This is a genomic window from Planctomycetota bacterium, from assembly GCA_021414025.1.
GTDB lineage: Bacteria > Planctomycetota > Phycisphaerae > Phycisphaerales > SM1A02 > SYAC01.
Map to the genome: position 1 here is coordinate 110,359 of JAIOPG010000006.1, position 15,055 is coordinate 125,413.

The following is a 15,055-nucleotide window of genomic DNA, read 5'->3' on the forward strand; positions in this document are numbered from 1 at the left end:
GCACTACAGTGAACGCCATATGCGACTCCATTCAGCGATTGACCGTCCCTCCTTCGCGCGAAGCCGCGCCGCCCGACTCCTCGCTGCGGCGCTTGCCGCGGCTGCGGCAAGCCTCGCTTTGGCGCAGGCGCCGACTCCGCCCGCCTCATCGCCGCAAGCCAAACCGCAGGGCGCGGCGGAATCGAAAGACCTCACCCTCCGCGTGCCCGAGATCAAGCTGGTCCGGATGTTTCCGAATCTGACTCTGCGCCGTCCGACCCAGGCGGTGCAGGCTCCCGGCGAGCCGGGCACGCTCTACGTGGTCGAGCAGGCCGGCCGGGTTCTGCGCCTCGATCTGAACAACGACCAGGTGAAGTCGGGCGAGGTGTTCGCCGACATTCGCAAGGAAGTGAACGACCGGAACAACGAAGAGGGGCTCCTCTCGCTGTGTTTCGATCCGAAGTACGCCGACAACGGATTGCTCTACCTCTACTACACCGCCGACAAGCCGCGCCGCTCGGTGCTGAGCCAGTTTCATGCCAGCGACGACCGCAAGACCATCAACATGGACAGCGAGAAGATCATCCTGCAGGTTGATCAGCCCTATTCGAATCACAACGGAGGCACGGTGCTCTTCGGTCCGGACGGCATGCTCTATCTCAGCTTGGGCGATGGCGGCGCGGCCAACGATCCGCATGGAAACGGTCAGAACCTTGGCACGCTTCTGGCCTCCATCGTCCGGCTCGATGTGAGCCATGTGAGCAAGGAGTCACCCTACGCGATTCCCTCCGACAATCCCTTCCTCGCGACCAAGGGCGCGCGCAAGGAGATCTGGGCCTATGGACTTCGCAATGTCTGGCGCATGAGCTTCGACCGCGAGAGTGGCGTGCTCTGGGGAGGCGATGTCGGCCAGAATCAGTACGAGGAAATCGATGTCATCGTCAAGGGCGGCAACTACGGCTGGAATCCCCGCGAGGGGCTGCACGAGTTTCCCGGCGGAAAGAAGGGCGCCTTCGGCGACCAGTACATCGATCCCGTGCACGAGTACTCACACAACGACGGCTTGAGCGTGACCGGGGGTTATGTCTATCGCGGCAAGAAATGCCCGGACCTGAGCGGCATCTATTTCTTTGCCGACTACAGCTACGGCATCATCTGGGGCGCCCGCTGCCAGGGCTCGAAGATGGGCGAGCCGAGAAAGCTCATCCATCGCAGCGCCAATCTCTGGTCGAGCTTCGGCGAGTTGCTCGATGGCGAGCTGGTGCTCTGCTCGTTCGACGGCGGCGAACGGGGACCGGGATCGCTCTGGAAAATCACCTGCGCGAATTGAGGCTTCAGCCGCCGATGTAGCCGGGCGAATTCCACCAGGGCTCGCCTGAACCCATGTCGCCATTTTGATCCACGTTGGGATCCTCGTTGTCGCCATCGTCCAGGTCGTAGAACGAAACGGGCTGGCCGTTCTTGTCCATCTGACGGGTTTGCTGCTGGGTCGGCGACATCGAGTTGCCCCAGGGGGATGGGCTCTGGCAACCGCAGCACATTGCGACCGCCATCGCGAGCGTCCCGCATGCCGTTGCGTTCCGGGGTCGGTTCATGCGCGTCACTCTAGCACCTGTGCCATCGGGGCGGAGCCGGTCGGAGGTCCGGTGCGCGAAGCGCCCGGCGCCCAGCTCCGCGACTCGACGGCGTCGCCATCGCGCTTGACCATCATGAACCAGCCGTCGCTGAAGTAGATCGCGATGCCACCCTGTTGCAGCTGCCAGCATCCGGTGTTGATGGCGTCAATGCTCTTCACCGCGGAGCCGTTGCTTTGCAGCACGATGTAGAAGGGCTTGCTCTGGTAATTCGGATCCGCGCTGCGAGTCCTCCAGACGCCGACCCACGGCGACGAACCGTCCAGCACCTTGATGGCCTGCCCGAAGGAGGTCGGAATGCCTTGGCGGCTCGCCCGCGGGGCGTAGGAATATTTTTCAAAACCGATCTGTCCCAGCTGAATGACATCCATCCAGCCGTCGGTCCAGTTCATGACCAGCACTCCATCCTCGATTTTCCAGGTGCCACGCTCGCCCTTGGCACCGTCGGGTCCCTTGCTCCAAGTGCTGATGGCCAGGCCATCCTCGAGCAGATTGACATTGAAGAGGGCGTTCTGGCTGTCGGTCAGTGCCCAGGTGCCCTCGGCCACGTCGCGCGTGATTTCGGAGGCGATTTTCCCGCTCGCCAGCGGGGGCGAGGAGCAGGATCCGCCGAGCAGGCTTGCCGCCATTGCCACGAGCAACGCCAAGTGCCTCATGCGGGGCATGGTATCCCGAATCGGCGCGGGTTCAATCAACGGCCGTGGTCCGCGGCGCTCCCCTCGGCGCCGACGGCACCCATCCGCAACTTTTGTCGGCGCACCCAACCATCGGGCGCAGAGACGGGCCGCGCGGCGAGCAGGTCAATCGCATGGCTCAGTCGAAGCGGGGAGTAATTCCAGCAATCGACGCCCACATCCATGCTTCGCCCCAGTTCCTCAAGAGCTCCGTGGGTGTGGCCGTACAGATGCATGGCCCCGCCCATCTGCCCGCGCCAGGCGCGAAGCGGATAGTGCGACAGCAGGAGGCGCTCGCCCGAATGTTCGGCGCGGAGGCTGTACTGATCCCGAACCTTGTCGAAGAGCGACTTGAACCGGGCTCCCTTGGGATCATGGTTGCCGCAGACCAGGCGGATGGACTTGCAGCGGATGGCCCGGCGGATTTTTTCGGCATGATCGACTTGCACGTCGCGTCCCTCGGCGAAAGGACCGCAAAAATCCCCGATGTGATAGAGCAGATCCCGCTTGCGGACGGATTGATTCAGAGCTTCGACCAGGGCGGCATCCATGGCGGCTGCGTCCGCGAAGGGCCTCTGAAAAAGCGCGAGGGCGTGGGCATCTCCGAAATGCGTGTCGCCGGAAATCCAGATCGTCCTCGCCATGGCGCGAAGGCTAACGCAACCGGCAGCGCCGGAGACGCATCGAAAGGGTTCAGCCGAATCTGGGAAGCCGCATCTTCCATGCCGAATCGGATTCGGTATAACTCTCCGACATGGCCACGGCCCGGCACTTTCTTCAGATCGAAGGCCTGACCCGGGAGCAGCTTCAAAAACTGCTTGCGGTCGCCAAAGGCAATCTCGCCGTGGCCGATCAACGGATCGCCCGCAAGGACACCCTTTCAGGCCGGGTGATCGCCAACCTCTTCTTCGAAGATTCGACGCGCACCCGATGCAGCTTCGAGACCGCCGTGCACCGACTGGGAGGGGAGGTTTTCACGCTGACCGCTACCGGATCCAGCGCGAGCAAGGGCGAGAGCCTGGTGGACACCGCTCTGAACATCGAGGCCATGGGCGTGAGCGGCTTGATCATCCGTTCCACCATCTCGGGCGGACCGGCCATGGTTGCCAAGCGGGTTTCCATTCCAGTCATCAACGCAGGTGATGGCCGGCATGAACATCCAACCCAGGGCCTGCTTGACCTCTTGACTTTGCAGGAATCCCTTGGGTCACTCGAAGGCAAGCGAGTTGCGATCGTCGGGGACATCGCCAACAGTCGGGTTGCAAGGTCAGCCACCCAAGGCCTGGCCATCCTTGGGTGCCAGGTGGTCTTGATTGGGCCACCGACTTTGGTGAATAAGTCACACCAAGAAATGACAAAATATCACAATCTCATTACGATCTCACACGATCTTGATGCTAATTTACGGGATCTTGACGCAATAATGATGTTGCGGCTTCAGGTTGAACGGGCAGCAAGTTACGGTGTTTCATCTGATTATAGGACACTCTATGGCTTGACCTCCGAACGCGCCCTGCGATTGAAGGGCGGAGCGGTGGTTTTGCACCCCGGACCGGTGAACCGGGGTGTTGAAATTGATGACTCAGTGGCGGATGAATTCGGTGGCACAAGGATCTTGCGTCAGGTGACGCATGGGGTTGCCGCTCGAATGGCCGTTCTCGAAGAAGTTATTAGACAATAGATTAAGTCGCACACCCGATTTATTTATAGCGCTTTTTTTCAAAGCAGCCTTCCGCAGAAGCGAACAAAATCTCCTTTCCTTGCGGGTGATTGCAAACTAAATCTAGTCGCCGGGGTAACTTCAAACCCTTCATTCAACCGATAGTAAAAAACTTGATTTTCCTTCCTCCCACGAGACCAATGTCAGTGTTGCTGTTCCTCAGGCTTCGCGCCTGCGCCCGCATTTTTGCGCTGCCGGCGATTGTCCTGCTGTCGGGATGCATTGAGACGGACAGCTTCTTTGATCCAAGCAAAACCGGTTACTTCGAGACGACTCCTTCGGAGATGCCGATCCTCACCCGGATCGACGTCATCGAGCAGGCCAGCGACGGGCCGGAATTTGTCAGCCCGACGCCCGCGGACTTGAAGGCGAGCGATCTCTCCTATCGATTTGCTCCAGGCGACGTCCTTCGAATCGAAATCCCTAGCCTGATGGCGACGGGCCAGACCGAGCAGGCCGAGCGCGTCGTCGACCAGACCGGCGACATCCAGCTGCCCGTCATCAACAAGGTGAGGGCGGCCGGACTGACCACAGAGGAACTTCAGACCAGCATCGAGCTGCGGCTCAAGGGAATCCTGACCAATCCTCAGGCGTTCGTCGCCCTGCAGGAAGGGCGAGCGTTTCAGTTCCGCATTCTTGGATCCGTGGATCAGCCCGGCTTGTATGCACTGAACAAGCCCGATCTTCGACTGCTCGATGCCATTGCGACCGCCCGGGGCGCCAGTGTGAACACCGTCCGGATCCTGATCACACGCGAAGTCATCGCCAACGAATATCGCGCCTCCTACGACCAGCGGGCGCTCAGTCCCAGCGGCACCACCGCCGCTCCAGCCACGACCGCCCCTCCCACCACGACGCCGACCACCACGGCTCCTCCCAAAGTCACGACGCCATCCGAAGTGGACATTGATCAGCTCATCAATGAACTGCCGGGCAACAACGCTCCCGCGTCCTCGGCGCCCGCTGCGCCGGCAACCCCAGCCGCCATCCCGCCCGCAACCGACCCCGCTCATGATCCGGCAGCGCCTCCGGCTGCACCTCCAAGCTCGGAACCCGCCAAGGCACCCGCCCTGGACCCCGCAGCCCCGCCCAAGGCGGATCCCGCCACCGATCCCGCAATGGATCCGGCCCCACCAACCGATCCGGCCAAGGAGCCGGCGCCATCGACCGATCCATCCAAGCGACGGACGCAACTGGGCATGCTCCGCGCGGAAACGCGCCAGGCACCGCCGGTCGACATCGACCAGCTCGAGCCGGCGAAGTCCGACGACCGCGGCAATCAGCCTCCGGTTCAGAATCCGCTGGACGCGAATGCCGGCGACCAGTTCATCTTTGACAATGCTTCGCAGTCGTGGATCCGAAAGTCCTCGCTGGCCGCGGGCGCCAATCACCCCGATGCCGCGCCGGGAGCCCCGGAGACCGCCGCCGCGCAGGACCCGAAGGGCACCGCCGACGTGGTCGCGGCCGAACCTGGCAGCGCCGGACTTCGCTCCGCGGAAGCCGCCCAGATCCGCAAGAACAAGCGCATCCTCGCGGCGCAGGAAAAGACGGTGGTGATCGACATCGACTACAACCAGCTGGTCCGCGGCGAGTCAAAGCTCAACATCGTCATCCGACCGGGCGACTTGATCTACTGCGACTCGGGACAGGTCGGCGTGGTCTACATCGACGGCGAAATCAACCGGCCGGGCGTCTACAACCTGCCCACCTCAGGCAAGCTGACCCTCAGCCGGCTGGTTGCCGCGGCCGGTGGCGTGAGCGAACTCGCGATTCCCGAGCGCTGCGACCTGATCCGGCGGCTTGGAAGCGACAAGGAAGCCTGCGTGAGAATCAGCCTGGCGGCGATCCGCAACCGCGGCGAGCCCGATATTTTCCTCAAGCCCGACGACCACATCATCGTGGGCACCGATTTCTGGGCCTGGCCGCTGGCCCGGTTCCGCCGCGACTTCTCCATGCCGAACTCGATTGGCTTCCAGCTTGACCGCAACTTCGGCAACGACGTCTTCGGCGCGCCGCCGTCCAACATCGGGAACCAATAATCCCGCGGACATGGCTCCACAGGGCGAACCATGGTGCTATGGCATGAATGAAATGGACGCAAAAATGGACCGAATGAGCGGGTTTTCAGAACAGAACGATAAAGCCGGGCGTCGAACCGATCGATGGATGAGCGTGATCTGAACCATGACCACCGCACCCGCTCTAGCTCACGATGCCCGCGATTCGAATGTCGTCGAGTTGTCCTCCAGGACCGCCCTGGTGGCGGGCATCGCGCTGCTGGTGCTCTTTGTCGCGGTCTTCTGGGAATGGATCGTTCACCAGGTCACCTGGGCCTCGCATGAACCCTCGGACTGGGGGCACACGCTCATCATTCCATTCGTGAGCGGCTACTTCGTCTGGGCCAAGCGAAACGAAATCATGGCGCAGCCGTGGCGCCCGGCGTGGATCGGACTTCCACTCACCATCCTGGGCATCGCCTGGTACATGATCTGCAACCTCGGCCCGGCCGCCCTGGCCCATCACAATGTCCGCGCCTCGGGGCTGGGCATCACCCTGATCGGCATGGGCCTGCTGCTGCTGGGCTGGCGGGCGATGAAGCCCGTCTGGTTCCCGCTTTTCTACATGCTGATTTTCTTCCAGACCGTGAGCGAGCGTCTGCTGAACATGGTGACCTTCCGGATGCAGGACATCTCCGCGCAGGGCGCGTACCTGTTGCTGAACCTGATCGGCATCGAGACGGACCTCTCGGGCAACCTGCTCACGATCCTCAAGGATGGCGTGCCCATGCAGCTCAATGTCGCGGAGGCCTGCAGCGGCATGCGCATGCTGGTGGCGTTCCTGGCCCTCGGCGTGGCCATGGCCTACGTCTCGCTGCCCAAGCTCTGGCAGCAGTCGCTGCTGGTGTTGATGGGGATCCCCATCTCCATCTTCGTGAATGTCCTGCGCGTCGCCTCGCTGGGCATCCTGGGGATGTTCAACCAGAACTTCATGTCCGGCGAGTTTCATCACATGATCGGGCTGGTGTGGCTGATCCCGGCGTTCTTCTCCTACCTTGCCGTGCTTTGGATTCTCTCCAAGTTCCTCGTCGAAGAGGATCACACGAAAGCAGCGAACCATGCGCGTTGACCGAAGCGAGATCAAGGCCTTTGTCACGGTGTGCGCCACCCTCGCCATCGGGGGCATCGGGTTCCGCGTGGCGATGATGGAACTGAAGGTGTTCCTGCAGAAGGAGCCCGTGCCGCTGCGCCTGCCCCTGGACGAGCTGCCCGGCACGCTTGGCGAGTGGAAGCAGGTGGGCAAGGACGCGCTGTTCTCCGACGCGGTGATCGAGGAGCTCGGCACCAAGAATTTTCTCGACCGCACCTACGTCTATCGCGGCGATCCGGCCAAGGGGATGTTGCAGGTGCACGTGGCCTACTACACCGGCATGATCGACACGGTGCCGCACATTCCCGAGCGCTGCTGGGGCGCCAACGGCATGGTCATCCAGGGCCAGCCCGAGTTCCGCAAGCAGAAGGTCGATGACTCCGCCTGGGACTACACGAGCGGTCCGATCCGGCCGGAGAGCGGGGCCCGCTATCCCCAAGCCACGGTGAAGGAGCCGGTCACCAAAAAGAACGTGACCGTGAACCTGCCCCTGGGCGACATCACCATGACCGCCAGCTGTTTCCAGGATCCCAGACAGCCCGAATTCACCCTCATCGGGGCCTATTTTTTCATCGCCAACGGCTCCATCACCCCCTCGGCGATGGCGGTTCGAAACCTATCCTTCAAGCTCACGGACCGCTACGCGTACTACTGCAAGGTGCAGTTTTCCTACCGGGTCCGCGAGCAGCCCGACAAGGCGGTCGTGATGTTCGATCAGCTCGCCGGCGACCTGCTGCAATCGCTCCTGCCCCAGCTGATGCGGAGCCTTCCGGATTGGTCACTGCTTGAAAATCAAGAATCACCACCCCCTATCGCGAGTTCCTAAACCATGGCCAAGCGCAAATTCAACCTGAAATTCTTCCTCCTCTTCTCGAGCGTCGCCGTGCTGGTGGCGATCCTGATCGGGGGCTTCTACTACTACCAAATCGTTCTGGGCCCCGAGCGCAATTTCCGCAACGGCAACCAGTACATGGAGTCGGGCAACTACGACAAGGCCATCAACTACTACGGCCGTTCGATCTCCAAGAAGCCGAACAACATCACGTACCTGAACGCGATGGAGGCCGCGCTGCTGAAGCTGGTGCCCAAGACTTCGAGCGAAGCCAGCGAGCGTTACAACAGCTGGGTGAACGTCCGCATGGCGCGCACCCGCGCCGCCAGCGCCGACCCCAAGGTCTGGATCGACGCCATGGAGACGCTGCGCGACCGCTGCGAGCTCTACAACTCGGACGTGATGTGGCGAGACTTCTCGGTCGCCGGCGAGCTCATGTCGCGGTCGATTCCCGCCGAGGACCCGGCCCAAGCCTTGGCGAAATTCTGGAAAGTCCTCGGCCTCAACGCGCGCTTCGCGACCCTGACGCCCGAGGAGCGCGACCAGTTGGACAAGGGATTTCCGGAAGTCGTCAAGCTGCTGCCCACCAATGACCGCGTCTGGCTTGCCTATCTGGACTACCTGCTGGTCAAGGCGGACACCTACGAGCGCGGCAACCAGAAGGCGCTGGCCGAAGAGACCTTCCGCAAGTTCGACGCCGCGGTGGTCGAATGCAGGAAGGTCAATCCCGGCGGCATCGCCGCCCCGGCCTCGATCGTGACGCGGCTGGAGGACCTGAAGGCGAAGCGCACGGGCCAGGTCAAGCAGGAGGATCTGGACGCGGCGTTCAAGGAAGTGCTCGAAGTGGCGCCGCGGATCCGCAATGACCGGAAGCTGACCCTGGCGGCGGCGGGGGCGATCTTCTCAGCTCGCTCCTTCGATGCGAACGTGCAGGCCATGAAGCTGATCGAGGAGCGCCTCAAGGAATACCCCAACGACGCCGTGACGCAGCGGGTCTATCTCAACATCGCCCGGGGCATGAGCACCGGGATCGGCAAGGACATCGCCGAGGCCGTGTTCGTGCAGCCCAATCTGCCCACCTCGATCGAGTCCGTCTCCCAGCTGGGCGCGCGCGAAGCCGCCGGCGACCTGCTCTACACGCTCGCCTTCGAGGATTGGCGCAAGGCCACCGACGAAGCCGACAAGAAAGCCAAGCTCGAGATTGTGCGCCAGACCCGCGACCGCGTGGTCAAGTACTTCACCTCGCAGTCGCTGACCGCGCAGGTGGAGGACATCGAGGCCCGGACCGCGCTGGCCGAGGGCAACGCCAACGACGCCGCGATCCGCTTCGACGCCCTGCTGAAGAAGATCCCCGATCCGACCCAGGAGATGTACTTCTACGCGGGCTACGCCAACATCCTCCGCAACCAGCCGGGCACCGCGCTCTCGCTGGTGACCCGCGGCCTTGAGCATTTCCCCACCTATCCGCCCCTGCTCAATCTGAGCGCCAAGCTCAATGGCGGCATGGGCCGCTACGACGAAGCGCGCAAGGCGCTGGAAAAACTGGTCGAGGTGAGCCCCGACGACAAGGAGGCCCGTGAGTCGCTGGCGCTGCTGGGCGACGCCAAGAAGACCAACACCGAGGTCGCCGCCACTCGCGCCACCAACGCGGTCACCGCGGCGCTGGGCGCCGCCGAGCGCGAGATGATGAAGCACAATTTCGACGGCGCCATCGCCATGCTCGCCAAGGAGCTGGCGGCGAACCCCTCGGAGGTTCGCATCCTGCAGGCGCTCTGCCAGGTCAACATCGTCAAGGGCGACCTTCCTGCGGCCAAGGTGTTCATCGACAAGGGCCTGGCCCTGGATCCGAAGAACACCTATTTCCTGCAGATGAGGGCGATCACCGACAACACCGATCCCATCGACCGGATCGTGGCGTCGATCAAGCTGCTCAACACCGACCCGAAGGAGCAGAAGGTTCAGATTTACGTCGGACTCTCCAGCGCCATGTACAAAATGCGGCAGGCCGTCACGAACATTCCCGAGGACAAGTTGGATCCTGCGGTGAAGGCACAGATGGAGCGATGCGAGAAAATGATGGGTCCCGCGCTCGATGAGGCCCTGGCGGCGGATCCCAAGAATCTTCTGGTGCTGGAGATCGCCTCGGGCGACGCCCAGGACCGCAAGGACTTCGCGGCCGTCGAGAAATACGCCGCCGCGGTCGCTGACGCGGGCGACCTGGGCCTGGCCGCGACCATCCGGTCGCGCGTCCTGGTCTCCCAGGACAAGCTGCAGGAGGCGATCGCCGTGATCCAGGCGGCGCGCCAGAAGGGCGATCAGAACCCGATCATGCTCCGACAACTCGGCATGCTCTTCGAGCGGACCGGCAACGTGGAGGGCGCCCTGGAGCTGGTGCGCGAAAGCTACGACCGCCGGCCCAACGACGCGACCACGGCCCGCGTCTACGCGGAACTTCTTCAGCGCAGCGGCGACCGTCAGAAGTCCCTGCAGGTGCTGCAGCAGGCGGCCCGCGTGAACCCCGATGACAACGAACTGATCGTGGCTTGGCTCGACCTCGAGGGGCAGATCGGTGACCGCACCGGCACCTTCCTGCTGCGCAAGCGGATCTACAAGGAGCGGCCGTCGTTCGGGCAGAACTCCCTGGCTTTAGCCCGGCTGCTGCTGGAGACGCCCGGCGACCCGAACCTGATGGTCGACGCCAACAACAAGCAGAAATTCACCGAGCAGGATCTGCGCGACGCGAACACGCCGCGGATGCAGGCGGCGCTGGCCGCGGCGGCCAAGGCCAACCTGGAGGAAGGCTTCGAGATCATTCGCTTCCTGCAGGAGGCGGCCCCCGGGGACACCACGCTCTCGCTGATCAATGCGCGGGCGCTGAAGAAGTTCGCCTCGGAGAAGGAAGGCGAAGCGGCGATTCGCCGGGACATCGCCAAGGTGGGCCCCGGCAAGAGCGCCGAGCTCTGGATCGCGCTGGGTGTGTACCTGGACGAGAACAAGAAGCCCGAGGCGGCGCGGGTCGCCTTCGAGGAGGCGCAGAAGCAGCAGGATCCCAAGACCATGGGCGTCAACATCCGCATCGCGGACTACTGGTTCAACCAGTCGCAGTGGAAGAATGCCCGCGAGGCGTTGGAGACCGCGGCCAAGGCGGGGGCGATCAACGATGCCGGCCTGTGGATGCGGCTCTCCGAGATCTGCAGCCGCCTGCGCGACTACGACGCGGCCGAGCAGTACCTGGCCAAGGCCGCCAGCGGATCTCCCACCAAGGAGACGCTCTGCACCATCGAGCTGCTGCGCGCCACCAACCTCCAGGGCCGCGGCGAACTGGCGATCATCAACGGCGACGTCGCCACCAGCGACAAGGACTTCAACTCGGCGCGGGAAGCCCTGACCCGCGCCACCGAGCTGCTGCCCAACTCCAGCCTGGCCTGGGTCTCGCTCTCCGACTTCGAGCGGAAGATGTACCAGCGCACCCGCGATCCCAAGCGGATCCAGGCGGCGGAGCAGGCCGCGGACCGCGCCACCGACATTTCGGTCGGCTACTGGCAGGGCATCCGCAACAAGGAAATGGTGCTGCTGGAGCAGGACAAGGTGAAGGACGCCATCACGGTGGTCGACAAGTTCCTCTCCCTCGCGTCGCAGAACACCGAGGCCCGCCGCGATCTGATCGAGTTGCATCTGCGGGCCAACAACGTCCAGCGCGCCATCGATCTGGCCCAGGAAGGGTCGCGCATGAATCCGCGCGACGCCACCTGGCAGACCCTGGTGGGCAACCTGAACGTGCGCCGCAACGACATGGCGGGCGCGACCACGGCCTTCGACGCCGCGTTCACCATCCAGCCCGGCGAGAACCAGCTTTTCGACTGCGTGAACCAGAGACTGCGCAGCAGCAAGGACAAGAAGGACTGGGCCGGCGTGCTCACGCTGTTGCGCAACAACGCGATCGTGGTGGCCACCTCGCCGAAGCTGCAGATTCTGCTGGCGGTGGCCCTGGTGAACACCAACCAGCGCGACCCCGGTCTCACCGCGATGCGCACCGGCTACAAGACGATCCAGGACGGCATCGCCACGGGCGCGATGCGCTCCGACGAGTGGGGCATGTGGTACTCCGGCCTGGGCAACTGCTTCGAGAAGAAGCCACAGGAGTCCGAGGTCTTTGTCAAGTCGCTGCTGGGCAAGAAGGAGATGGACTACTGGAATTGCACCGGCATCGCCACGCTCTACGCCGACCTCGGTCCCGAGGGCACGTCGCGGGCCGTCGAGCTGCTGGAGCAGGCGGCGGCTCTGGCCAAGGCACAGGGCGGCGCCGAATCGAACCAGTTGCAGGCGGTGGCCTACATGCAGGCGGGCAATCTGCTCTACGCGGACAAGAATTGCGAGAAGGGTGTCCAGTACTTCGAGAAGGCCCTGGCGCTGATTCCCACAAATCCCAGCGCGCTCAACAACGCCTCCTACCTGATCGCCAAGTGCGGCAGCGACTTCCCCCGGGCCATCGAGCTGGCCCGCAAGTGCGTTGAGCTCAATCCCGGCGTCGACGATTTCCAGGACACGCTGGGCTTTGCGCTGCTCAAGGCCGGCAAGGCGCAGGAGTCGCTGGAGCCCTTCCAAAAGGCCTACGTCATGACCCAGAAGCCGGGCTCCATGATCCATCTGGCCGAGGCCTTTATCGAACTGAAGCGTCCCGCCGACGCGCGGGAATTCCTGGAAAAGGCCAAGACCCGCACGCCCACCGACGACCAGCTCGCCGAGATCAAGGCGCTGGAAGCCAAGCTGAAATGAACTGAAGGAGAGACCCCATGAGCCGCGCCATCCCACCCACCCCACAAGCCCTCGCCACTCCCAAATCCGCCCAGGCCCCGCGCGCCCGCCAGGCGGCGGTCACGCTCGATCCGGTCCGTCTGCTCCGCGAGCACATCAAGGGGATCATCATCGCGCTGGTGGGCGGCGCCTTCCTCGGCGTGGGACTGCACTACCTCTTCCTCTACACCTATCCGCTCTGGACCGGCACCGCCTATCTGGAGATCCGCAATCAGCTTGAAGACGCCAAGGCCCTCAACGCCAAGGATCTGGCCTCCGAGGAAGCCGTCATCCGACTGGCCCAGACCGAAGTGGCCAGAATGATCAGCCGCGACAACCTGAAGAAGGCCCTGGGAAGCGGCGACGTGCAGAAGACCGAATGGAGCAAGGGCACTTGGTTCCGCGATGAGAATGGCGTGTTCAACATCGACGAGGCCGCGACCGACCTGGAAAATTCGCTCCGCGCCGCCCACCGCCGCGGTACGCAGATCTTCTTCCTGGGCTGGAGCACGCACGTCCCCGAGGACGTGCCGGTGGTGCTCAACGCCGTCGCCGAAACCTACATCAAGGACGTGCGCAGCCGCGAGGACAGCCGCTTCGCCACCATCTTGCGCGTCTACGAGGACAACCGCAAGGTGCTCGACGACAAGATTCTGCAGAAGAAGCAGGAGATCCAGGACTTCGTCCGGCAGAAGGGCATGACCAGCCTGAACGAAATCTCCAGCGAGAACTCCAAGACCCTGGAGAAATTGCGCGACGAGCTGGCCAACACCACCAAGGAGCTCTCGGTCGCGGAGTCGCGCCTGAAGCAGGCCGAGCAGAAGCAGCGCGGCGAGGTCGGGCTTTCCGATGAGGATCTGCGCGACGCCGACAACGACCCGGTGATGGTGAACCTCAATCGCGACCACGAGGACATGGCCCGCCGCTATGAAGCGGCCAAGGTGCAGTTCGGCGAGACGCACACCGAGCTGATCCAGCTGAAGAACGCCAAGGAGGCGATCGCCAAGCAGCGCGACGCCAAGCGCGACGAGATCATCAACCGCAACAAGCTCGCCGACCTTCGCTCCGCCATCAACCGCGTCGAGACCGTGAAGAGCCTGCTCACCATGCAGCAGGAGGAGTTCGTGACCAACTCCAAGAAGAGCGAGGAGTTCACCTCCAACATGGCCGAGCTGGGCACCCTGCGCGAGCAGCTGAGCCAGGTCGAGGAGCAGCGCAAGCTGGTGGCCCAGACCATCAACGACGTGAACCTGGCCCGCTTGCGCGACGAGTCCCACCGAGTGGAATTCGTCCAGCCCGCGATCAAGCCGCGCGAAATCACCTTTCCGCAGCTCAAGTTCATGATCCCCGGAACCGCGGTGCTGGTGTGCGGCATCTACATCGTCATCCTGTTCGTCCGCGAGATCATGGACAAGCGGATCAAGTACCCCAGCGACCTGGCGGCGGTGCCGGGCCGGATCCTGGGCATCATCCCCGACGTCGAGGACGATCCGACCAACCCCAAGCGCGCCGAACTGGTGGTCTACGAGAAACCGCAGTCGATGACCGCGGAGAACTTCCGGCAGTGCGCCACCCTGGTCGAGCGCAAGTTGGCCGGCAACAACTCGCGGGTGGTGGTGGTGATGAGCCCGATGCCGGGCTCGGGCACCACGACCATGGTGCTCAACCTCTCGGCCTGCGACGCCTCGATGGGACTCAAGACCCTGATGGTCGGCGCCAACATGCGCCGCCCCGGCATCTCCAAGGCCCTGGGCATGGATCCGACCGCGGTCGGCCTGGGCTGCATCCTCAACGGCACCGTCAAGCCGGAGGACACCCTCTCTGAGCTCGGTCCCAACCTGCACTTCATCGGCGCGGGCAATCCCGCGACCCGCGCTTTCAAATTGCTCAACACGCCGAAGATGGATGCCTTCCTTGAGTGGGCCCGGCAGCGCTATGACCGCATCTACCTGGACGCGCCGCCCAGCGTCGTCGCGGGTGAGGGCCTGGCCCTTGCCAACAAGGCGGACGCCGCCATTCTGGTGGCCCGCGCCTGGCAGGATCAGAAGGGGCTCGTCATCAAGCTGGCCAACCAGCTTGAGGACAGCAAGTGCCTCTTCCTGGGGACGATCCTGAACCGTCTCAAGAACACCGCCGGCGGCTACTTCAAGAAGAACGCCGAGGCGATCGCCGAATACGCCTCGGAGACCACCGCGTTTCAGCAGCCCGAGATTGCGATCACGACGCACAGGATGCTGACCAACGACGGGACCAACCCGCCGGTTCCCTCGTGAGC

At 63.4% G+C, this 15,055-nt stretch carries 10 protein-coding genes; 7 read left to right on the forward strand and 3 right to left on the reverse strand.

All coding sequences use genetic code 11. The features are described from left to right. The first annotated feature begins 19 nt into the window (after positions 1-19). Entirely contained in the window at positions 20-1,309 is a 1,290-nt protein-coding gene (locus tag K8R92_08130; GenBank protein MCE9619862.1) for a PQQ-dependent sugar dehydrogenase, read from the forward strand. Between the two features lie 4 nt (positions 1,310-1,313). Here K8R92_08130 and K8R92_08135 read toward each other — a convergent pair whose 3' ends face one another. Genes K8R92_08135 through K8R92_08145 form a run of 3 tightly spaced genes read right to left on the reverse strand, consistent with a single transcriptional unit; the run spans position 1,314 to position 2,931 of the window. Continuing rightward, complete coding sequence (locus tag K8R92_08135) at positions 1,314-1,574, reverse strand: hypothetical protein (GenBank protein MCE9619863.1); 261 nt, start codon at positions 1,572-1,574, stop codon at positions 1,314-1,316. Between the two features lie 5 nt (positions 1,575-1,579). Beyond that, entirely contained in the window at positions 1,580-2,269 is a 690-nt protein-coding gene (locus tag K8R92_08140) for a hypothetical protein (protein ID MCE9619864.1), read from the reverse strand. Positions 2,270-2,304: 35 nt separating this feature from the next. Beyond that, positions 2,305-2,931: a metallophosphoesterase family protein gene (locus K8R92_08145; protein ID MCE9619865.1), complete on the reverse strand. Its 627-nt coding sequence runs from the start codon at positions 2,929-2,931 to the stop codon at positions 2,305-2,307. A gap of 110 nt (positions 2,932-3,041) precedes the next feature. Here K8R92_08145 and K8R92_08150 point away from each other — a divergent pair, with 110 nt between their 5' ends. The 6 genes from K8R92_08150 to K8R92_08175 all read left to right on the forward strand — a co-directional run bounded on the left by K8R92_08150 (position 3,042) and on the right by K8R92_08175 (position 15,053). Further along, the gene (locus K8R92_08150) at positions 3,042-3,968 is read left to right on the forward strand and encodes an aspartate carbamoyltransferase catalytic subunit (protein MCE9619866.1); all 927 of its coding nucleotides are present in this window, start codon (positions 3,042-3,044) and stop codon (positions 3,966-3,968) included. A 179-nt stretch (positions 3,969-4,147) separates the two neighbouring features. After that, positions 4,148-6,046, forward strand: coding sequence for a polysaccharide biosynthesis/export family protein (locus tag K8R92_08155; GenBank protein ID MCE9619867.1), 1,899 nt, complete (start codon positions 4,148-4,150; stop codon positions 6,044-6,046). Between the two features lie 145 nt (positions 6,047-6,191). Further along, a complete protein-coding gene (locus K8R92_08160) occupies positions 6,192-7,133 on the forward strand; it encodes an exosortase/archaeosortase family protein (GenBank protein MCE9619868.1) in 942 nt (313 codons plus the stop codon). After that, positions 7,123-7,980, forward strand: a complete 858-nt coding sequence (locus K8R92_08165; protein ID MCE9619869.1) for an EpsI family protein — start codon at positions 7,123-7,125, stop codon at positions 7,978-7,980. The genes K8R92_08160 and K8R92_08165 overlap by 11 nt, the downstream gene beginning before the upstream one ends. 3 nt (positions 7,981-7,983) lie before the next feature. After that, complete coding sequence (locus K8R92_08170) at positions 7,984-12,762, forward strand: tetratricopeptide repeat protein (GenBank protein ID MCE9619870.1); 4,779 nt, start codon at positions 7,984-7,986, stop codon at positions 12,760-12,762. Between the two features lie 17 nt (positions 12,763-12,779). Continuing rightward, positions 12,780-15,053, forward strand: a complete 2,274-nt coding sequence (locus K8R92_08175; protein MCE9619871.1) for a hypothetical protein — start codon at positions 12,780-12,782, stop codon at positions 15,051-15,053. Positions 15,054-15,055 lie beyond the last annotated feature (2 nt).

What these genes read in the sequence shown, in the direction of transcription:
- K8R92_08130 (MCE9619862.1), top strand. Translation starts at nt 20, where the DNA reads ATGCGACTCCATTCAGCGATTGACCGTCCCTCCTTCGCGCGAAGCCGC.
- K8R92_08135 (MCE9619863.1), bottom strand. Translation starts at nt 1,574, where the DNA reads ATGAACCGACCCCGGAACGCAACGGCATGCGGGACGCTCGCGATGGCG.
- K8R92_08140 (MCE9619864.1), bottom strand. Translation starts at nt 2,269, where the DNA reads ATGAGGCACTTGGCGTTGCTCGTGGCAATGGCGGCAAGCCTGCTCGGC.
- K8R92_08145 (MCE9619865.1), bottom strand. Translation starts at nt 2,931, where the DNA reads ATGGCGAGGACGATCTGGATTTCCGGCGACACGCATTTCGGAGATGCC.
- K8R92_08150 (MCE9619866.1), top strand. Translation starts at nt 3,042, where the DNA reads ATGGCCACGGCCCGGCACTTTCTTCAGATCGAAGGCCTGACCCGGGAG.
- K8R92_08155 (MCE9619867.1), top strand. Translation starts at nt 4,148, where the DNA reads ATGTCAGTGTTGCTGTTCCTCAGGCTTCGCGCCTGCGCCCGCATTTTT.
- K8R92_08160 (MCE9619868.1), top strand. Translation starts at nt 6,192, where the DNA reads ATGACCACCGCACCCGCTCTAGCTCACGATGCCCGCGATTCGAATGTC.
- K8R92_08165 (MCE9619869.1), top strand. Translation starts at nt 7,123, where the DNA reads ATGCGCGTTGACCGAAGCGAGATCAAGGCCTTTGTCACGGTGTGCGCC.
- K8R92_08170 (MCE9619870.1), top strand. Translation starts at nt 7,984, where the DNA reads ATGGCCAAGCGCAAATTCAACCTGAAATTCTTCCTCCTCTTCTCGAGC.
- K8R92_08175 (MCE9619871.1), top strand. Translation starts at nt 12,780, where the DNA reads ATGAGCCGCGCCATCCCACCCACCCCACAAGCCCTCGCCACTCCCAAA.